The organism is Parasphingomonas frigoris, from assembly GCF_036663815.1.
GTDB lineage: Bacteria > Pseudomonadota > Alphaproteobacteria > Sphingomonadales > Sphingomonadaceae > Sphingomonas.
The window spans coordinates 101,889-120,914 of the sequence record NZ_JAXOJQ010000008.1 but is presented as its reverse complement, the minus strand read 5'-3'; the positions used below and the strand labels follow the sequence as shown (position 1 = coordinate 120,914).

General features: G+C 66.8%; 16 protein-coding genes. 6 read left to right on the top strand and 10 right to left on the bottom strand.

The window, feature by feature from the left end; all coding sequences use genetic code 11:
- Positions 1-5 precede the first annotated feature (5 nt).
- Positions 6-980 carry a bile acid:sodium symporter family protein gene (locus U1872_RS19625; protein ID WP_332794610.1) on the bottom strand — a complete coding sequence of 325 codons (975 nt, stop codon included), beginning with the start codon at positions 978-980 and terminating at the stop codon, positions 6-8.
- A gap of 308 nt (positions 981-1,288) precedes the next feature.
- Here U1872_RS19625 and U1872_RS19620 point away from each other — a divergent pair, with 308 nt between their 5' ends.
- Complete coding sequence (locus tag U1872_RS19620; RefSeq protein WP_332794609.1) at positions 1,289-3,559, top strand: glycoside hydrolase family 3 C-terminal domain-containing protein; 2,271 nt, start codon at positions 1,289-1,291, stop codon at positions 3,557-3,559.
- A 16-nt stretch (positions 3,560-3,575) separates the two neighbouring features.
- On the opposite strand, the gene U1872_RS19615 is transcribed toward U1872_RS19620, so the two are convergent.
- The 4 genes from U1872_RS19615 to U1872_RS19600 are packed head-to-tail and all read right to left on the bottom strand — an operon-like array spanning position 3,576 to position 6,677.
- A complete protein-coding gene (locus U1872_RS19615) occupies positions 3,576-4,361 on the bottom strand; it encodes an IclR family transcriptional regulator (RefSeq protein WP_332794608.1) in 786 nt (261 codons plus the stop codon).
- On the bottom strand, positions 4,358-5,557 hold the full coding sequence (locus U1872_RS19610) for a UxaA family hydrolase (RefSeq protein ID WP_332794607.1): 1,200 nt from the start codon (positions 5,555-5,557) through the stop codon (positions 4,358-4,360). Before U1872_RS19610 ends, U1872_RS19615 begins: the two co-directional genes overlap by 4 nt.
- Positions 5,554-5,850: a UxaA family hydrolase gene (locus tag U1872_RS19605; protein WP_332794606.1), complete on the bottom strand. Its 297-nt coding sequence runs from the start codon at positions 5,848-5,850 to the stop codon at positions 5,554-5,556. The genes U1872_RS19610 and U1872_RS19605 overlap by 4 nt, the downstream gene beginning before the upstream one ends.
- Entirely contained in the window at positions 5,847-6,677 is an 831-nt protein-coding gene (locus U1872_RS19600) for an SGNH/GDSL hydrolase family protein (protein ID WP_332794605.1), read from the bottom strand. The genes U1872_RS19605 and U1872_RS19600 overlap by 4 nt, the downstream gene beginning before the upstream one ends.
- A gap of 161 nt (positions 6,678-6,838) precedes the next feature.
- Here U1872_RS19600 and U1872_RS19595 point away from each other — a divergent pair, with 161 nt between their 5' ends.
- Positions 6,839-7,684 carry an oxidoreductase gene (locus U1872_RS19595; protein ID WP_332794604.1) on the top strand — a complete coding sequence of 282 codons (846 nt, stop codon included), beginning with the start codon at positions 6,839-6,841 and terminating at the stop codon, positions 7,682-7,684.
- Positions 7,685-7,772: 88 nt separating this feature from the next.
- On the opposite strand, the gene U1872_RS19590 is transcribed toward U1872_RS19595, so the two are convergent.
- Entirely contained in the window at positions 7,773-8,858 is a 1,086-nt protein-coding gene (locus U1872_RS19590; protein ID WP_332794603.1) for an alkene reductase, read from the bottom strand.
- A gap of 32 nt (positions 8,859-8,890) precedes the next feature.
- The gene (locus U1872_RS19585; RefSeq protein WP_332794618.1) at positions 8,891-9,523 is read right to left on the bottom strand and encodes a DsbA family oxidoreductase; all 633 of its coding nucleotides are present in this window, start codon (positions 9,521-9,523) and stop codon (positions 8,891-8,893) included.
- 165 nt (positions 9,524-9,688) lie between these two features.
- Between U1872_RS19585 and U1872_RS19580 the strand changes: the two genes are divergently transcribed.
- From U1872_RS19580 to U1872_RS19570, 3 genes are read left to right on the top strand one after another with little or no spacing between them, the layout of a single operon-like run.
- Complete coding sequence (locus tag U1872_RS19580; protein WP_332794602.1) at positions 9,689-10,114, top strand: organic hydroperoxide resistance protein; 426 nt, start codon at positions 9,689-9,691, stop codon at positions 10,112-10,114.
- Positions 10,115-10,131: 17 nt separating this feature from the next.
- On the top strand, positions 10,132-10,593 hold the full coding sequence (locus U1872_RS19575; RefSeq protein WP_332794601.1) for a MarR family winged helix-turn-helix transcriptional regulator: 462 nt from the start codon (positions 10,132-10,134) through the stop codon (positions 10,591-10,593).
- Between the two features lie 36 nt (positions 10,594-10,629).
- Complete coding sequence (locus U1872_RS19570; protein WP_332794600.1) at positions 10,630-10,827, top strand: hypothetical protein; 198 nt, start codon at positions 10,630-10,632, stop codon at positions 10,825-10,827.
- Positions 10,828-10,839: 12 nt separating this feature from the next.
- Here the strand turns inward: U1872_RS19570 and U1872_RS19565 are convergent, their stop codons facing one another.
- The 3 genes from U1872_RS19565 to U1872_RS19555 form a co-directional block, all read right to left on the bottom strand.
- Entirely contained in the window at positions 10,840-13,938 is a 3,099-nt protein-coding gene (locus U1872_RS19565) for an efflux RND transporter permease subunit (protein ID WP_332794599.1), read from the bottom strand.
- A gap of 186 nt (positions 13,939-14,124) precedes the next feature.
- Positions 14,125-14,736 (bottom strand): sterol desaturase family protein, encoded by a 612-nt coding sequence (locus U1872_RS19560; protein ID WP_332794598.1) that lies wholly within the window; start codon positions 14,734-14,736, stop codon positions 14,125-14,127.
- 345 nt (positions 14,737-15,081) lie between these two features.
- Positions 15,082-17,970, bottom strand: a complete 2,889-nt coding sequence (locus U1872_RS19555; RefSeq protein ID WP_332794597.1) for a coiled-coil domain-containing protein — start codon at positions 17,968-17,970, stop codon at positions 15,082-15,084.
- 288 nt (positions 17,971-18,258) lie between these two features.
- On the opposite strand from U1872_RS19555, the gene U1872_RS19550 reads away from it, so the two are divergent.
- Complete coding sequence (locus tag U1872_RS19550) at positions 18,259-19,005, top strand: HAD-IIB family hydrolase (RefSeq protein ID WP_332794596.1); 747 nt, start codon at positions 18,259-18,261, stop codon at positions 19,003-19,005.
- Positions 19,006-19,026: the final 21 nt, after the last annotated feature.

The following is a 19,026-nucleotide window of genomic DNA, read 5'->3' as shown; positions in this document are numbered from 1 at the left end:
CTGCGTCACGCCTCGGCGGCCTGCGCGGCGTAGCGACGCGCGAGTGCGGCACAGGCGATCAGCTGCACCTGATGGAAGATCATCAGCGGCAGGATCGCCACGCCGACCTGTGCCGCCGGGAACAGCACGCCCGCCATCGGCACGCCTGATGCGAGGCTCTTTTTCGACCCGCAGAATTGCAGGACGATCGCATCCTCGCGCGCAAAGCCGAGCGCGCGCCCCCCGAACCATGTCGCGGCTAGGATCGCGCCGAGCAGAACAAGCGAGAGCGCGGCGATCAGCAGCAGCGATCCCGGCGAGATGCGCGACCAGAGTCCCTCGACCACCGCCGCCCCGAACGCGGCATAGACGACCAGCAGGATCGACCCGCGATCGACGCCGATGACGAGCGCCTTGTGCCGCGTGACGAAGCCGCCGATCCACGGCCGCAGGAGATGACCGAGCACGAATGGCAGCAGCAATTGCAGCGCGATCGTCTCGGCGCTCGCCCAGGAGAAGCCCACCCCGGCGCCGCCCCCGACCCCGCCCATCGTCAGCGTGACGAGCAGCGGGGTGACGACGATGCCGAGAAGGTTCGAGAAGGAGGCACTGCACACCGCCGCGGCGACGTTCCCACGCGCGATCGCGGTGAAGGCGATCGAGGACTGCACGGTCGAGGGCAGCAGCGTCAGGAAGAGCAGGCCGCTCGCCACCATCGGCGAGAGGAAGGGGAGGTGCGCGACGATCAGGCCGAAAACCGGGAAGACGATGAACGTCGCCGCGAGCACGCACAGATGCAGGCGCCAGGCGCTCGCGCCGGCGACGATCGCGGTGCGCGACAGCTTGGCACCGTGCAGGAAGAACAAGGCGACGATCGCTGCGGTCGCCGCGCTCGACACGACCGGCACGAACAGCCCGCGCGCCGGCAGCACCGTTGCGAGCAGGACGGTGCCCAACAGCATGACGATGAACGGGTCAAACAAAGCGCGGAGACGATGCATCGTGCTGGCTCGATTCAGCATGAGGGGTAGGATGCGCCAGCCTCTGGTCGTGGGCCGCCACGAGATCAACCCTGCGCTTGGAGCGGCCGCGGGGGCAGCCGAGATGGGACTCCTCTGGACCGCGCAGCCGCGGGACGACTGCAGCGCCCTCGTCGTGGATGTGCGGGCACACCGCCGCGCGGTTCAACTATAGGCAGAGTTTGTCGACGTTTGCCGGCCCGCTGCGGCGCATATATGAAGCCGTTTTCGGACCGCTGCCGCCGACCCGCGTTACTCCGACGCGTGCCGTATCAAGAGAGGACTTCTTCATGACGCTCCGCGCCTATCTTCCCGCGCTGCTGGTCGCGACTGCGGTCTCGAGCAGCAGCGGCGCGCAGGTCGCGGCGCCACCGCCGCCAGCTAAGGTCGCCCCGGATGCCGGGATGCCGGTGCTGCCGCAATGGACCAAGCCGCCGATCCGCGGCGCGTGGAACGACGTTCGGCGCACGCCCGATGCGCGCGCGGCGGCGCTGGTCGCGGCGATGACGCGCGACGAGAAACTGACGCTGGTGTTCGGCTATTTCGGCACCGACTTCCCGGTCTGGCTATATAAGGCACCCGCAGCGGCACATGCCGGTTCGGCCGGCTATGTCCCCGCGATCGCGCGGCTCGGCATCCCGGCGCAGCACCAGACCGACGCCGGGATCGGCGTCGCGACGCAGGGTGGCGCGGCGATCAAGCGCGAGCGCACCGCCCTGCCGTCGAACCTCGCGATCGCGGCGAGCTGGGACCGCGCGGTGGCGCGCGCTGGCGGCGCGATGATCGGCGACGAGGCCCGTCGCTCGGGCTTTAACGTGATGCTGGCGGGCGGAGTCGACCTGCTGCGCGAGCCGCGCAATGGCCGCAATTTCGAATATGGCGGCGAGGATCCGTTGCTCGCCGGGACGATGGTCGCCGAGCAGGTGATCGGTATCCAGTCCAACCACATCGTCTCGACGATCAAGCATTACGCCTTCAACGACCAGGAGACCGACCGCAACAGCGGCAATTCGGTGATCGAGCATAGCGCGGCGCGGGTTTCCGACCTGCTCGCCTTCCAGCTGGCGATCGAGCGTGCCGATCCGGGCTCGATCATGTGTTCGTACAACCGTGTCGACGGCACGCATGCCTGCGAGAACAGCTGGCTGCTGACCGACGTGCTGCGCACCGACTGGGGATTCAAGGGCTATGTGATGAGCGACTGGGGCGCGACGCACAGCACGGCCGCCGCCGCCAATGCCGGTCTCGACCAGGACTCGGGCTTCCCGTTCGACACGCAGCCTTTTTTCGGCCGGCCGCTGCGCGAAGCGGTCGAGCGCGGTGAAGTGACGCCCGCGCGGCTCGACCTGATGGTCCACCGCATCGCGCGCGCGATGTTCGCGCAAGGGCTGTTCGAGCATCCGGTCAGCGAGCAACCGATCGACCTCGCCGCGCATGCCGTGGTGACTCGCACCGCCGCCGAGGCGGGGGCGGTGCTGCTCAAGAACAGCGGCGACCTGCTGCCGCTTGCTGCCAGCGCCAAGCGGATCGTCGTGATCGGCGGCCATGCCGACAAGGGCGTGCTGGCGGGCGGCGGGTCGTCGCTCGTCTATCCGGTCGGCGGCAATGCCGTCCCCGGCCTGCTGCCGACCAGCTGGCCGGGGCCGGTCATGTACTATCCCTCCTCACCGCTCGCCGAGATCAAGCGGCTCGCGCCTGGTGCGCGCGTCGACTTCGCCGACGGTACCGATCCCGTCGCGGCGGCGGCCCTGGCGCGCGACGCCGACGTCGTGATTGTCTTCGCGACCCAGTGGCAGGGCGAATCGTTCGACGTGCCGATGGGGCTCGACGGTGCGCAGGACGCGCTGATCGACGCGGTCGGTGCGGCCAATCGCAAGACGGTGGTGGTGCTCGAAACGGGCAGCCAGGTGGCGATGCCGTGGCTCGACCGGGTCGGTGCGGTGCTCGAGGCGTGGTATCCCGGCACGGCAGGCGGCGCGGCGATCGCCAATCTGCTGTTCGGCAAGGTCAATCCGTCGGGCCGCTTGCCGATGACCTTCGCCAGCAGCGTCGCTCCATTGCCCGATCCGGCCAAGCCGCATGTCGGCGACGTCGTCTATAAGGAGGGCGCGGCGGTCGGCTACAAATGGTTCGATGCCAAGGGAGGCGCGCCGCTGTTCGCCTTCGGCCACGGCCTGTCCTACACGCGCTTCGTCACCAACGGGCTTCGCGCCGGGGTCGAGCAGGGCCTGCTGACCGCGCGCTTCACCGTGCGCAATACCGGCCCGCGCGCCGGGGCGAGCGTGCCGCAGCTTTACGTCTCGCCGGTTGCCGGCGGCTGGGAAGCGCCCAAGCGGCTGGCGGGCTTCAGCAAGGTCGCGCTGGCGGCGGGGGCGAGCCAGGCCGTGACGATATCGGTCGATCCGCGGCTGCTCGCGACGTGGGATGAAGCGGGGCACCAATGGCGCATCGCGGGGGGCGCCTACAAGGTCATGCTCGCGGATTCGGCGCGCGACGTGCGCGAAACGGTGACGGTAACCGTGCCGGCGCGGACGCTGCCGGCCGGCTGGCGCGCGCGCTAAGCGGCTGGCGGGCGGTTTACAGACGTTCGTCGCTCTGGACGAGCTGATCGGCGATGCGATTGGCGGCCGCGATCAGCATCGCCGCAACCGTCTCGCGGCTGTGGAACGGTTCGCGCCGCTCTAGGTAGGGCACGGTGAGCGCGGCGGCGGCCGACGTGCCGCGGAGGATCGGCGCCGAGATGTCGGTCACCCCGCCGATCAGCGGGCTCGGCGTCAGTTCGACTGCACGCGCCCGCACCGCATCGGCGTAGGCGCGCAACACGCGCAGCGCCTCGGCGTCGAGCACGGGGGTGAACAGCGCCTCCCACTCGCGGCGGACCGCTTCGCTCTGGAAGGCGTAGAGCACGACGCCCGAGGCGGTGATCGGGATCGGCCGACGATAACCGACGCGGACCGAGAAGCCGAGCTGCTCGCCCGATTCGACGCGCGCGACGACGACCATCTCGCCACGGCTGTGGAAGGCGAGGTGGCACGATTCGCCCGTCTCGTGCACCAGCTGCCGCATCACCGGCAACGCCAGTTCGAGCAGGGTGCGTGTTCGCGGCTGGCGCATCCCCAGCGCGAACAGCCGGTCGGTCAGGCGGTAGCCCTCGGATCCGGCGTCCTGATGAATGTAGCCGCGAAACTGCAGCACCTGGACCATGCGGTGCAGCTCCCCGCGCGAGCGATCGAGCCGATCGGCGATCGCCGCGAGCGGCAGCGGATCGACCGCGGTCGCGAGCAGTTCGAGGATATCGAGCCCCTTTTCCAGCGCGGGCGCCTTGTAGCGGCGGTCTTCCGCGTCGATCTCGCCGTCGCTCATGCGGCCTTGCGCGGCAGGCAGGCCGGGCCGACCGGCTCGAAGCTCTTGTAGGTCAGGATGAATTCGCGGTGGCCGAGTTCCTCCGAGACGCTACGCGCGCCGTGCGCGATCGCCAGCGTGCGGTCGTAAATCTCGGTGCCGACCTGTTCGATCGTCGCTTCGCCCTCGAGGATGCGTCCGGCGTTGATGTCCATGTCGCCGGCGAGCTTGCGCGCGGTCTCGGGATTGGCGCAGATCTTGATGACGGGCGAGATCGCCGACCCGACCACCGATCCCCGTCCGGTGGTGAACAGCGTGACGTGCGCGCCACATGCGATCAGCTCGACGATCTCGGCATTGTCGGAAATGTTGGGGAAGCCGAAGCGCGGCTCGCCGTCGGGGACGACGTCGAGCAGGTAAAGGCCGGGCGAGGGCGGCAGGTCGCCGGGGGTGACGATCCCCGAGATCGGCGAGCTGCCCGACTTGGAATAAGCGCCCATCGACTTTTCCTCCTGCGTCGTCAGGCCGCCCTCGGCGTTGCCCGGCGCAAAGCTGCCGAAGCCGAGGATGGTGTAATAGCGCTCGGCCTTCTCGACCGTCGCGACCAGCGCGGCGCCGAGGTCGGGGGTGATCGCGCGATCGGCCATGATCGCTTCGCAGCCGACCAGTTCGCCGGTCTCCTCGAACACGCAGGTCGCGCCCTCGGCAACGAAGCGATCGAACGCGCGCCCCACCGCGGGGTTGGCGGTGATCCCGCTGGTCCCGTCGGATCCGCCGCAGATCGTGCCGATGACGAGCTCGCTCACCGCCATGTCGACGCGCGCGCCGGCATCGGCGATCGCCTTGACGCGGGCGACGGCCTCGAGCCCGGCGGCGATCGTCGCGGCGGTGCCGCCATTCTGCTGGATCACCAGCGTCTCGACCGGCCGCCCGCTCGCCGCGACCGCGGCGGCGAGCCCCTCGCGGTTGAAGCTCTCGCAGCCGAGCGAGACGATCACCAGCCCGCCGATATTGGGATGCGTCGCGACCGCCTTCATCACCTTGTCGGCATAGCTGTTGGGGAAGCAGCCGGGAAAGCCGATCAGGTGGACGTCGGGATCGTCGATCTTGTCGACGATCCGCCGCGCGACATGATGCGCACATTCCACGAGATAGGCGACCGCGACGACGTTGCGGATCCCCTTGCGGCCATCGCTACGGGCCCAGGCAGAGATCATGACGGGCTTCCTTCGAGCGTATCGCGCAGGTGCGACGCGATATAGTCGCTTTTCATGTTGTGCAGGTGGACGTGCGCGCCGGCTTGCGCGGCGGCGGTCATCGATCCGATCGGGGCGCCATATTTGACGACGGTCGCGCCCGCGGCGAGTGCGTGGCGCGCGATCTTGTGGCCGACCTCGATCCGCGAACCGATCACGACGGTCGTACCGTCGATCGCGATGCTGTCGCCGATGTCGAGCGGCGCGGTGACGACGAGGATGTTGTCGTCGGGGTGGAGCAGCAAGGCGGTCATGGCGTGTGAGGTTCCTTGCCGAGCGCCTTCGCGATCGCGGCGAGTGCGAGCGGGCGCATCACGGCATAGCCTTGAGCGGTGGGGTGGACGCCGTCGCTCGCCAGGCCGGGCTTCATCGCGCCGTCGGGCGTGGCGAGCGCGGCGTGATAGTCGACATAGGTGAAGCCGTTCGCCTTTGCGTACGCGCGCAGCCAGGCGTTGAGCGCGGCGATCTGCGGGACGGGCTGCTTGTCCGGGCTCCACGGGAAGGCGGCGGCGGGCGGGATCGAGGCAAGGATAACCCTGATGCCGTTCGTGCGGGCGAGCTCGGCCATGCTCTGGATATTGCCCTCGACCGTCTCGATCGTCGCGGCGCCGGTATTGCCGGCGATGTCGTTGGTGCCCGCCATGATATGCACCGCGCGCGGCTCGAGCGCGATCACGTCGGCGCGGAAGCGCACCAGCATCTGCGGCGTGGTCTGCGCGCTGATCCCGCGATCGACCAGCCCGCCGGTGAACAAAGCGGCGTCGGACCGGATCCAATTGTCGGTGATCGAATCCCCCATGAAGACGACGCGCACCTTCTCCGCGCTCCGTACCAGCGCGGCATTCTGCGCGGCGTAGCGGCACAGCTGGCCGAAGTCGCGCGTCAAAATGTGGAGCTTCGCCGCCTGCCAGCTGGCCGCGTCGGTCGGGTCGGGATGCGACGGGCAGGGTGCCGCTACGATGCCGACGGGGTCGCTCGCATAAGGGTCGCTCGTCGCCGGGGTCTGGGCCGATGCGACGCCGACGGCAAAGGCGGGCGACACGGCTGCCAGCAGCGGCAGCGACCAGGCGTTGCGGGGCATTCGCAAAATCCTTTCTTCGGCTCGCGCCCGAGCACTCGCTTCACGCCTCTGTATTGAATGTACCTATAAAGAGCGATTGCACGTATGAACAGAGAGCAATGCCGCTCGGATCGCTTTGCCGCCCCGAACGTCTTGGCAGGGCTCCACTGCAAGGATGTCCGATGACTGCGCACGCAACCCCGATCTGGTTCATCACCGGCTGCTCGACCGGCTTTGGCCGCGACCTCGCGCGCGAAGTGCTGGCGCGCGGCTGGCGCGTCGTCGCGACCGCACGCTACCAGGCGCAGGTCGTCGATCTGGCCAAAGGGGCCGAGGATCGCGTGCTCGCGCTGGCGCTCGACGTCACCGACCAGGCGCAGATCGAGGCCGCGGTGGCAGCGGCGATCGCGCGCTTCGGGGCGATCGACGTGCTCGTCAACAATGCCGGCTATGGGTACCAAGCGTCGATCGAGGAGGGCGTCGAGGCCGAGATCCGCGCGCAGTTCGACACCAACGTGTTCGGCCTGTTCGCACTGACCCGCGCCGTGCTGCCGGGGATGCGCGAACGCCGCGCGGGGCACGTGCTCAACCTCAGCTCGGTCGCGGGCTTCGTCGGTTTTCCGGGATCGGGCTATTATGCCGCGAGCAAGCATGCCGTCGAAGGCTTCAGCGACGCGCTGCGCGCCGAGGGAGCGCCGATCGGGATCAAGGTGACCTGCATCGAGCCCGGGCCGTTCCGCACCGACTGGGCCGGGCGCTCGCTCAAGCAGACCCCGGTGGCGATCGACGCCTATGCCGCGACGGCGGGCAAGCGGCTCGACGGCACCGCAGCGGTGAGCGGGACGCAGGCGGGGGATCCGGTGCGCGCCGCCAAGGCGATGATCGCGCTGACCGAGCAGGCCGAGCCGCCGCGCCACCTCGTGCTCGGCCGGTTCGGGATCGATGCGGTCACCAAGCAACTGCGCGACACGCTCGCCGAGGTCGAGGCATGGCGCGAGACGAGCCTGGCGACCGACTTTCCGGGGTGAGGGGCTAGCAAGCGCCACTCCCAAGCGTCTCCCCGGCCTTCGCCGTGGAAGCGGTCATTTGTTTCAGTTGCACTCGCTACGGCGTGGCTCAGGCCGGCTGCGTCTCGAGCGCCGGGTAATCGGTATAGCCCTTCGCGCCGCCGCCATAGAGCGTGTCCTGGTCGATCGTGTTGAGCGGAGCGTGCGCCTTGAAACGCGCGACCAGATCGGGATTGGCGATGAACGGCTGGCCGAACGCGACCAGATCGGCGGTAGCGTCCTCGACCGCGCGGGTGGCGAGCTCGTACGTGTAGCCGTTATTCGCCATATAGGTGTTGGCGAAGCGGCGGCGCAGCGACGCGTAATCGAACGGCGCGGCATCGCGCGGGCCGCCGGTCGCGCCTTCGATGACATGGAGATAGACCAGGTCGAGCGCGCTCAGCGCGTCGACGATATGGTCGAACAGCGGCTGCGGGTTGCTGTCCGAAATGCCGTTGGCGGGCGACACCGGCGAGATGCGGATGCCGGTGCGCTCGGCGCCGACTTCGGCGACGACCGCCTTGGTCACCTCGAGCATCAGCCGCGCGCGATTCTCGATGCTGCCGCCATACGCATCGGTGCGGATGTTGGCGCCGTCCTTGGCGAACTGGTCGAGCAGATAGCCGTTGGCGCCGTGCACCTCGACCCCGTCGAACCCCGCGCGGATCGCATTGGCGGCACCCCGGCGGAAATCCTCGATAATCGCGGCAATCTCGTCGAGCTCGAGCGCGCGCGGCACCGAGGTGTCGACGAAGCTGCCGCCGACGAAGGTCTTGGTCTCGGCGCGGATCGCCGAGGGTGCGACAGGCGCGCCGCCGCCGGCCTGGAGATCGACATGCGACACGCGGCCGACATGCCACAGCTGGAGGAAGATCTTGCCGCCGGCGGCATGGACGCGATCGGTCACCGTGCGCCAGCCTGCCACCTGCGCATCGGTGTAGATGCCGGGCGTGTCCTGATAGCCCTGGCCCTGCTGCGAAACCTGCGTCGCCTCGGCGATCAGCAGGCCGGCGGTGGCGCGCTGCGCATAATATTCGGCCGCGAACGGCCCCGGCACGAAGCCGGCGGCGGCGCGGTTGCGGGTGAGCGGCGCCATCACGATGCGATTGGCGAGCGGGATCGATCCCAGCGTGTAGCTGTCGAACAGGGTGGCCATGGGAAAACTTTCTGTCGGATGAAACGGGGGGATCAGGCGGCGGCGATTTCGCGCAGCGCTCGCTCGAACAGTTCGGGCGGCTGTCCGCCCGAGATGAGGTGGCGGTCGTTGATCACGATCGCCGGGACCGAGTTGATGCCGCGCGACTGCCAGAGCTGCTCGGCGGCGCGAACCTCGCGCGCATAGTCGTCGCTCGCCAGGATCGCGCTGGCACGTGCCGGGTCGAGCCCGACCGTCCCGGCGATCGCGACGAGGGTGGGATGGTCCGACGGATCCTGCTGGTGGGTGAAATAGGCATCGAACAAAGCGTGCTTGAGCGCCGCCTGCTTGCCCTCGAGCTCGGCCCAGTGGAGCAGGCGGTGCGCGTCGAACGTGTTGTAGATGCGGCTGGCGTCGGTCATCGCCATCGTGAAGCCGAGATCGGCCGCGCGCTCGCGGATCGTCGCGCGGTTGGCGGCGGACTGTTCGGGCGTCGCGCCATATTTCTCGGCGATATGCTCGACGATATTCTGCCCGTCGGCGCCCATCCGCGGGTTGAGCTCGAACGGCTGGAAGGTGATCTCGGCGTCGACCACGTCGCGCGTCCGCTCGAGCGCTTCCTCGAGCCCGCGCAGCCCGATGATGCACCACGGGCAGGACACGTCGGAAACGAAATCGATCTTCATCGGCTGCTTGGTCGGCTGGGACATGCGGCACCATCTGCGGTTGGAGGAGAAGCAGACCGCGATGTGGGGGCTTGGCGCCATAAAAACAGATGCGGAGACATCTTGTCATCAATTAAATTGCGCACAATATAAAGCGTCCAACCCAGTCTCAGTCAGGAGATCCTCATGAGCACGCTCTACAGCACCAAGGTTACCGCCGTCGGCGGGCGCAGCGGCACGATCCGCAGCGACGACGGCCTGCTCGACCTGCAGCTCGCCATGCCGACCGCGCTCGGTGGCAAGGGCGGTGCGACCAACCCCGAGCAGCTGTTCGCCGCGGGCTATGCCGCCTGCTTCGAGAATGCCGTTATCCATGTCGGCCGCAGCAAACCGCAGAAGGTCAAGGATGACGACATCCTCGTCGTCGCCGAGGTCGGCCTGTCGCCCAATGCAGCCGGCGGCTTCGTTCTCTCGGTCGCGCTCGACGTGACGATCACCGGGCTCGACCAGGCCGCGGCCGAGGCGCTCGTCGCCGAAGCGCATGCGGTGTGCCCCTATTCGAACGCGGTAAAGGGCAATATCGACGTCAAGATCAGCGTCACCACCAAGTGAGCGGACAGGAGGCGGCGATGCGCGACGATGACGATTTTCTGCGGCTAGATCTGCAGGTCTGCTTCCCGCTCTACGCCGCCTCCAACCTGTTCGGTCGGCTCTATCGCCCGGTGCTCGCGCAGCTCGGGCTCACCTATCCGCAATATCTGGTGATGCTCGTTCTGTGGGAGCAGGCGCCGCAAAGCGTCGGCGCGCTCGGCGAGCGGCTGCATCTCGACAGCGGGACGCTGACGCCGCTGCTCAAGCGGATGGAGGCGGCCGGGCTTGTCACGCGCCAGCGCGACGCCGCCGACGAACGCCGCGTGCTGGTCGGCGTGACCGAACGCGGCGCCGCGTTGCGCGATACGGCACGCGACGTGCCGCGCACGCTGGCGAGCGGGCTAGCGCTTTCGCCCGACGAGCTCGCCGATCTGCGCGCGACGGTGCAGCATCTCGTCGGCGTGCTCGCCGCGGCCGAGGCCGACGTCACGCCAGGCTGACTTGCGCGCTCGGGCTCGCGGTTCCAAGGCGGCACCATGCGCACCACCTCCTCGACCGCAACCGTCCGGCTCTACTATCTCGACGAGAGCGACCCGGTCGCGCAGACGCTCTTCTATGGTCCGCTGTCCGAGGCGATGCTGATCGCCCAGCAGCAGTCCGACGAGGTCCAGGCCGGCCTGTGGTTCGCGACCGACAACGACGTCGTGCCGTTCCTCGACCTCGACGAGCAGTAAGCGGCAGGGGGGTTACTCCGCCGGCCCCAGCGCCGGATGTGCGACGACGCGTCCCGGCAGCGCCGCATCGCCCGGGCGATAGGTCAGCAACCGCCGCCCCATCCGCGGGCCGATCCAGCGCTCGATCCCCATCGCCAGGCTGAAGCTCGCCGGCACGATCACCAGCGTCAGCACGGTCGACAACAGCAAGCCGCCGATCACCGTGATCCCCATCGGCGCGCGCCACGATCCGTCGCCGCTCAGCGACAGCGCGGTCGGTATCATCCCGGCGACCATCGCCACCGTCGTCATCACGATCGGCTGCGCGCGCTTGTGCCCGGCATCGAGGATCGCCGCGATCGGCTCGACGCCCTTGGCGATTTCCTCGAGCGCGAAGTCGATCAGCAGGATCGAATTCTTGGCGACGATGCCGAGCAGCATCAGCATCCCGATCAGCACCGGCATCGAGATCGGATTGCCGGTGATCAGCAAGGCGATCAGCCCGCCGAGCGGCGCGAGCATCAGCGACCCGAGATTGACGAACGGCGCGAGGAAGCGGCGGTACAGCAGCACCAGCACCGCGAACACCAACAGGATGCCGGCCACCACCGCGGCGACGAAATTATTGATCATCTCGGTCTCGAACTTCTGCTGGCCGAGCGTCAGCTTGGCAACGCCGAGCGGCAGCGCCTTCATGACCGGCAGCGCGTCGATCTGGTCCATCGCGGTGCTGCTGACCACGCCCGGCGCGCGATCGGCGCCGACGGTGATCTGCCGCTGCTGCGCGACGCGCTCGATCTTGGTCGGGCCGGCGCCGAAGCTGATGTCGGCGACCAGGCTGAGCGGCACCGAGCCACCGCTCGCGGTGCGGATCGGAAGGTTGCGGATCGTCGACAGGCGCGTCCGCGCATTTTCGTCGAGCGCGACGCGGATCGGCACCTGGCGGTCGCTCAGCGAGAATTTCGCGCTGTTCTGGTCGATGTCCCCGAGCGTGGCGACGCGGATCGCGTTCGACAGCGCTGCCGTCGTCACGCCCATGCTTGCGGCGAGATCCATGCGCGGCTTGATCACGATCTCGGGACGCTGCAGGTCGCCGACGATGCGCGGCGCGGTCACGGTCGATAGGTGCGACATCTGCTCGGCCAGCGTGATCGCGGTCCGGCGTAGCAGCTCGGGGTCCGATCCGGCGAGCGTGATCGACAGATCGCGCCCGCTGTTGCCGCCATTGCTCGAGCGGAACGAGACGCGCGCATCGGCGATCTGCGCGAGTTGCGGTGCCAGCGCGCGCTGGAATTCGCTGCTCGTCTGCGTCTTGTGGTGCTTGAAGATCGCGGTGACGCGGCCACTGCCGACTGCCGCACGCTGATAGGTCGTCTCGACATCGGGCTGCCGCTTGAGCAGCGCAGCGACCTGATTCACCACGGCCTCGGTCTGCGCGAGCGTCGTACCCGGCACCATTTCGATCGTCGCGCGCGCCGAATCCTCGTCCTGATCGGGCTGGAACGTCATCGGCAGCGCGCCGGCGCACAGCACGGTCAGCGCGAGCGCACCCATCCCGCCGACCACCGCCGACCAGCGGTGCAGCAGCGTCCAGCGCAGCACCGCCATATAGACGTTCATGATCGGCCCTTCGCCGTGCGAGCGATGCCCCTCGGCCTTGAGGAAATAGGCCGCGATCATCGGCGTGATGAGGCGCGCGACGGCGAGGCTCATCAGCACCGCGACGACGACGGTCAGGCCGAAATTCTTGAAGAACTGCCCCGAAATGCCCGGCATCAGCCCGACCGGCAGGAACACCGCGACGATCGCCATAGTGGTGGCAAGCACCGCGAGGCCAATCTCGTCGGCGGCGTCGATCGAGGCCTGATAGGCCGATTTGCCCATCCGCATGTGCCGCACGATATTCTCGATCTCGACGATCGCATCGTCGACCAGCACGCCCGCGACGAGGCTCAGCGCCAGCAGGCTGATGCCATTGAGCGTGAAGCCCATCAGGTCCATAAACCAGAAGGTCGGGATCGCCGAGAGCGGGATGGCGAGCGCCGAGATGACGGTCGAGCGCCAGTCGCGCAGGAAGATGAAGACGACGACGACCGCGAGCACGGCGCCCTCGATCATCGTGTCGATCGCCGAATGATATTGCAGCTCGGTATATTTGACCTGGTTGAAGATCTGCTGGAAATGCACCTTGGGATTGCGCTTCTCGAGCGCGGCGAGCTTGGCCTCGGCACCGTGGAAAACGCTGACGTCCGAGCCACCCTTGGCACGCTGGAAATCGAAGCTCAGCACCTGGCGGCCGTCGAGCGCCGAAGCGGTGCGCTGTTCGGCGTAGAGATCGCGGATCTGCGCGATGTCGGCGAGCTTGACGGTTCGCCCGGTGCCGAGCGAGATCTGCGTCTGGCCGAGATCGTAAGCGGTGTGGGCGTTGCCGAGCACGCGGACCGCCTGCTCCGAGCCCGCAATCTGCGCTCGGCCGCCGGCGGCGTTGAGATTGACCTGGCGCAGCTGCTGGTTGACCTCGCTCGCGGTGATGCCCTGCGCCTGCAGCTTGAGCGGGTCGAGGATCACGCGGATCTCGCGATTGACCCCGCCGTTGCGATCGACGTTCGCCATACCGGGGACCGACAGCAGTTCCTTCGCGACGGTATTGTCGATGTACCAGCTGAGCTCCTCCATCGTCATGTCGGTGCCGATCGCGGCATAGCTCGCCAGATCGTTGCCGGTGGTGTCAGCGCGCGAGATTTGCGGCTCGAGGATGCCGTCGGGCAGGTCGCTGCGCACTTGCTGGACCGCGCTGCGCACGTCTTCCACCGCGCGGTCGATCGGCGTGCCGATGGCGAGCTGGATGACGGTAGTCGACTGTCCCTCGGAGACGGTCGAGTTGATCTCGTCGATCCCGGCGAGGCTGCGCACCGCGGATTCGATCTTGAGCGTGACCTGATTCTCCAGCTCGCTCGGTGCGGCGCCGGGTTGGCTGACCGAAACGATGACGACCGGGAAGTCGATGTCGGGATTGTCGTTGACCTGCATCCGCGCGAAGCTGACCATTCCCGCGACGGTGAGCATCACGAACAGGACGAGCGGGGGGATCGGGTTGCGGATCGCCCAGGCCGAGATGTTGCGAAAGCTCACGCGCGCACCAGCGTCGCGCTGCGGCCCGACGGCCGGTTCCCAGACAGTAAGACGCGGGGCATTGCACCTCTTTCGACAGCTTCTCGCTATCTGGTGCTATAGTGCACTATGTCGGTAACACATAGCGAATTTTTCGAATAGGACGGCGGTGGACCCGCGTGGCTTCACGATATGGGCAGAATCGCCTCAGCGGCGTTTGGTCGAGACTTCGGTACCGAACAGGCGATCCCAGAAGATCGCGGTGATCGCGAAATTGCCTTCCTCCTGGGCATAATGGTGCCGGATATGGTGGCGCCGCAGGCGCCCCAGCACGCCGTGGCGCATCGGGAACTGGTGGCAGGCGTAGTGGATGCTGTCATACGTCACGTAGCCGATCCCGAAGCCGATGAAGATCACCGACCCGGCATCGCCGGCGACGAGGCAGAGGATCGCCCACACCATGCTCGAGATGCCGATGCTGACGACCGGCGGCATGATGTTGCGCATCGCATCGTTGGGCTGCGCATGGTGGTTGCCGTGCGTCAGGAAGACGAAGGCGCGGCCCAGATCCGACGTCAGCTTCATGTGGAACAGGAACCGGTGCATGCCATATTCGAAGAGCGACCAAATCAGCAGGCCGATCATCACCAGCCCAACCGACGCGACGAAACTCGCCACGCCCCAGCTCGCATACACCGCGAGCGCGAGCATGACCGACCAGGTCACCACGAAGGCGATCGGCGAAACCATCGTCGTACGTTCAAGAAAGTCGTTACGGAACAACCGGATACGCTCTTCGGGAACTTTGCCTTTCGTCACTGGCGCTGTCTCTCTTCGCGGATCAATGGCAGGCATAAAATCCTAGGATTAGGGCCGCTCGGTTCATTTTTTTACTGCGGCGCAGCATAACTCGTACACCGGGCACCGATCGTGATCAATTCGCAATAGCGTATTTCACCGCAATAACGAGGGATTTTGGCGAAATCCCCGATACCTGTGGCGATAGCTCGTTCCACGTTAATCAATGATGAGTGTCTGCCGCAGAACGCCGTTCGCTGCCAGCGGCACGCCACTCAATTCGAGACCGGCGCGCGAAATGCGCTCTGCGCCCGATGCCAAATCCGTCACCTTGTGAAGACGATATGGGCGCTTTCGATCCAAAGCTCACGACGTCGGCCAGAGTTTTCGCAGACCGGCGAAGCGCGCTGCCCGAGCCGCCTCGGCCGCCGCGTGGGCCGCTTCCAGAGCGGCGAGCGCTGCCGCGACGCTGTCGCGCTCGGCCCGCAGCGCGGTGACCTGATCGTCTGAGGCCGTGCGCGCCGCCTCCGATTCCGCCAGGCTGGCGGCGATCGCGGTACGATCCGTCTGCAAGGCCGTGAGCGCCTCGTCGGCTGCGGCACGGGCCGACTCCGTGCTCGACAACAGCTCCGCGATCCGCACCCGCTCCGCCTCGAGTCCGACGCCACGACCCTCGGCGTCGGCCAGATTGGCGGCGATGCCATCGCATTCCATCCGTAGCGCGGCGAACGCTGCATCGACCGTCGTACGCGCGGTTGCCGCTTCGTCGAGGGCAGCCGCCAGCCGGTCGCGCTCGGTTTCGAGGCGGGCGATGTAGTCCACCGCCGCCGTATGGCCGGCCTGTGTTTCAGTCAGGCGAGTCGCCAGACCGTCATAGTCGGCCTGCAGCGCGGCGAATCCCGCCTCGGCCGCCTCACGCGCGGCCTGCGCTTCCGACAGGCTGAGGGCGAGGCGGTCCCGGTCGGCGGTCAGCGCGTCCACCGTATCTTGCGCTGCGGTCACCATCGCCCGTGTCGCGTTCAGATCGGCGGCGATTCCGTCGCGCTCGTTGGTCAGGGTGACGACGGCCTGTTCTGCGGCGTCGCGCCCCGCCTGAATTTCCGCGAGACTGGCCGCGAGATGGTCGCGCTCGGCCGCGATCGCGGCTACGATCTCGTCAGCGGTTTCCCGCGCCGACACGGTCTGGGCCAGGCTGTCGGCTGTTCGCGCAAGCTCTTCCTTGGACAAAGCGAGATCGTTCGCGATGTCGTCGCGTGCTCCATTAAGCGTGGCAATCTCCGCTTCTGACGCCACGACAGTCGCCGCGAGCGTGTCGCGCTCGGCTGTCAGCGCAGCGATCCTGCCCTCTGCCGCCGTTTTCAAAGAGATCGTTTCCGCAAGCGCGGCGGCGAGCCCGTCGCGCTCGGCTTCGGCGGCCGCGTTGGCTGCCTCCGCTGCTTCTCGCTCTGTCCGCATCTGCGCAAGCGCAGCATCGGCGTGATCGCGCTCAACTTTCAGCGCGGCAAACGCCCCGTCCGCTGCGGAGCAGGACGCCTCGGCTCCCGCAAGCCGCGCCTCGAGGGCGTCGCGCTCGCGTTCGAGCGCGACGGCCCAATCGCGTGCCGCGTCGTGGTCGGCTTGCTTTCGGCGAAGCGCGTCAGCGAGCCGGTAGCGTTCGGCTTCGAGGGATGCGACCGCCTGTTCGGCGACGTTTCGGGTTTCCCCCATATCGGCGAGGGCTGCCGCAAGACGGTGACGCTCGAGCTCGTGCGCAGCGGCGTCAGCCGTTGCCGACGCTGCTTCGGCCGCGCCCCGAGCGGCCTGCGCTTCGGCGAGGGCAGCCGCGAGATGATCACGCTCGCCCTGCAATGCGACGACCATATTATGCGCCGCAGCGTGGGCCGCCGCCGTCTCGGCCAGAGTGGCAGCAAGTGTGTCGCGTTCGCTTGCGACCTCGCCGCGCGCGATCTCCGCCGCGCGCCGTGCCGAGTCGATCTCGGCGACACTCCCCGAGATGCCATCGCGCTCGCCTTCAATCGCCTTCAGCGCGGTTTCCGTTGCCGCGCTGGCGAGCGACTGGTCGTCGATCTTTTGCTGTAGCGCGGTGGACGATCGTTCGTACCACGAGATCGAGTTCCGCATCAGCGTATCGTGCAGATCCCACTGCGCGAGCGTATCGTCCTTGAGCTTGAAGGCAAAAGCCGCAGATCGCTCGGTCGGGCAGGTCGATGCGATAATCTTGACGAATTGCTCGATGGTGTCGACGAACTGCTTCCGGTCGCGAACGAGGAGGATCGAAGCATCGAAAGATGGCGTGGCGTCGGAAAGGTCGATGGGCGCGAACACCAGTTTCGACAGCTCGCCTTCCATCGCATAGCGCTGCTCCGGGTCGGTCGCCACGGCACTGGTGTCGACGACAAGATCCGCTGATTCAACGCCTTGAGCATACAGATAGATATGCATCAGGATGAACAGCAAGAATGTCTGTTCGTCCTTTGGCGAGGCACTGCTGCCCGAAAAGACGTCCCGAAGACCACCGAGAAAGGCATCGTGCCCGAACGACACCGCGGTCCGCGATATCGTCTCCAAGAAAAACGCATTGCCCCGCAGGAACTGCCCCGAATAAGACGACCATTGATCGAATATATTGCGGTGCAGCAAGATATTCTTCACCGGCATGAAGCGTTTGATGGCGGCCATCCGCCCGACGCTGCGGGTGCAACTTAGCAATGGGATCTGACGACTGCGATAGGCGTGATCAACCAGTGTGGTAAGATACGCCTGTTCCTCGAGGGACAACATCCCGTTCAGTCCGCCGTCCGGGATAAAGCGCTCGAGCGCCATGCTGGCGTCAAACCCCACGACCCCGCCGCCGCGCTTCAGCAGAGGCAAAAACTCCAGAAAGTAGGGCGCCTGAGCTGGGTGATGCGACTCCCAGGTCGAATAATTTGAAGCATTTATCGCATTGCCCTCAAGACCGGCCAAAATATCATTGAAGATTTCGTAATATGCCAGGACGTTGGGAAGCCCGCGAAATTTTGACCAGAGCCAGGTGCTCGACGTTCGAAAACTCGAATGTAGAAATATCGGTGTTGGAAGTGAACCCCTGTCGCCACCGGCCAAAACCCAAGATGGCGCCGATTCGAGAAGCGCGTTCGCTGGTCGAGATTCCACTAAGGTCGCGTTGCGCGTCTTGCGCCTCTCCGGGAGACCTGCTTTTGCGCTGGCATGGGGCGACTTTGAAACCAATTTGGATAACCTTGTCTGCTCATACATGGCGAGATATCTTGCGACGGACGTCTCCAGTAGTGGACTATACTACCGCAGACGGGCGTAGCTTACATCGGCGTATCTGCCGGGACCATACGCCAATAGGAAAAAGCGCTCGCGGCTCAAAAGGTTGCGTCCATTCTATCGACAAACGTGCGCGGGCTTCGTCGACCGGCCCTTGGGGCACCGCGGCGCGCCGCGCGGTACAATTGACTTGCCAAATCCGTTTGGGTCGGGCGAAGGCGAGACGTGGCAATTGCCGGCCTTTCGCTCCTCGATGTCAGAGACTCTCGCATGAAAAAATTGGTTGCCTTCGACCTTGATGGAACGCTCGCCGAGAGCAAGCAGCCGCTGCAGGCGGCTATGCAGCAGGCGTTGACCGACCTGCTCGGCGTCGCGCATGTCGCGGTGATCTCGGGCGGCGACTGGCCGCAGTTCGAAAAGCAGGTCGCCTCGCGGCTGCCAGACTCTGCCGATCGCAGCAAATTGTGGCTGATGCCGACCACCGGCACCAAGCTCTACACCTTCAAGGACGGCGCCTGGTCGCCGGTCTTTGCCGAGCTGTTCGACGATGCCACCAAGGCCAAGATCCTGACCGAATTCGATGCCGCGCTGGTCGCGACGGGCTTCGTTCCCGAGCAGACCTGGGGCGAGCGGATCGAGGATCGCGGCAGCCAGATCACCTTCTCGGCACTTGGCCAGCAGGCGCCGCTCGATGCCAAGGAGCATTGGGATCCGGATTTCGCCAAGCGCAAGATCATCCAGGCTGAGCTGCGCACGCGGCTGCCCGGCCTGTCGATCAACATGGGCGGCGCGACCTCGATCGACATCACCCGCGAAGGCGTCGACAAGGCATACGGCCTCAAGAAGCTGCGCGACGCGAGCGGCATCGCGCTCGACGAGATGATGTTCATCGGCGACGCGATCTTCCCGGGCGGCAACGACTATCCGGCGAAGGAGCTCGGGCTCGACACGGTCCGCGTGCGCGACCCTAAGGAAACCGTCGCGGTGATCGAAGGCATCGTCGCCTGCCTTAAGTAAGCGGTCGATCAGACGCTGGCC

Excerpts from the sequence above, each read along its gene's own strand:
- U1872_RS19625 (WP_332794610.1), bottom strand. The coding sequence starts at position 980 with ATGCATCGTCTCCGCGCTTTGTTTGACCCGTTCATCGTCATGCTGTTG.
- U1872_RS19620 (WP_332794609.1), top strand. The coding sequence starts at position 1,289 with ATGACGCTCCGCGCCTATCTTCCCGCGCTGCTGGTCGCGACTGCGGTC.
- U1872_RS19615 (WP_332794608.1), bottom strand. The coding sequence starts at position 4,361 with ATGAGCGACGGCGAGATCGACGCGGAAGACCGCCGCTACAAGGCGCCC.
- U1872_RS19610 (WP_332794607.1), bottom strand. The coding sequence starts at position 5,557 with ATGATCTCTGCCTGGGCCCGTAGCGATGGCCGCAAGGGGATCCGCAAC.
- U1872_RS19605 (WP_332794606.1), bottom strand. The coding sequence starts at position 5,850 with ATGACCGCCTTGCTGCTCCACCCCGACGACAACATCCTCGTCGTCACC.
- U1872_RS19600 (WP_332794605.1), bottom strand. The coding sequence starts at position 6,677 with ATGCCCCGCAACGCCTGGTCGCTGCCGCTGCTGGCAGCCGTGTCGCCC.
- U1872_RS19595 (WP_332794604.1), top strand. The coding sequence starts at position 6,839 with ATGACTGCGCACGCAACCCCGATCTGGTTCATCACCGGCTGCTCGACC.
- U1872_RS19590 (WP_332794603.1), bottom strand. The coding sequence starts at position 8,858 with ATGGCCACCCTGTTCGACAGCTACACGCTGGGATCGATCCCGCTCGCC.
- U1872_RS19585 (WP_332794618.1), bottom strand. The coding sequence starts at position 9,523 with ATGAAGATCGATTTCGTTTCCGACGTGTCCTGCCCGTGGTGCATCATC.
- U1872_RS19580 (WP_332794602.1), top strand. The coding sequence starts at position 9,689 with ATGAGCACGCTCTACAGCACCAAGGTTACCGCCGTCGGCGGGCGCAGC.
- U1872_RS19575 (WP_332794601.1), top strand. The coding sequence starts at position 10,132 with ATGCGCGACGATGACGATTTTCTGCGGCTAGATCTGCAGGTCTGCTTC.
- U1872_RS19570 (WP_332794600.1), top strand. The coding sequence starts at position 10,630 with ATGCGCACCACCTCCTCGACCGCAACCGTCCGGCTCTACTATCTCGAC.
- U1872_RS19555 (WP_332794597.1), bottom strand. The coding sequence starts at position 17,970 with ATGTATGAGCAGACAAGGTTATCCAAATTGGTTTCAAAGTCGCCCCAT.
- U1872_RS19550 (WP_332794596.1), top strand. The coding sequence starts at position 18,259 with ATGAAAAAATTGGTTGCCTTCGACCTTGATGGAACGCTCGCCGAGAGC.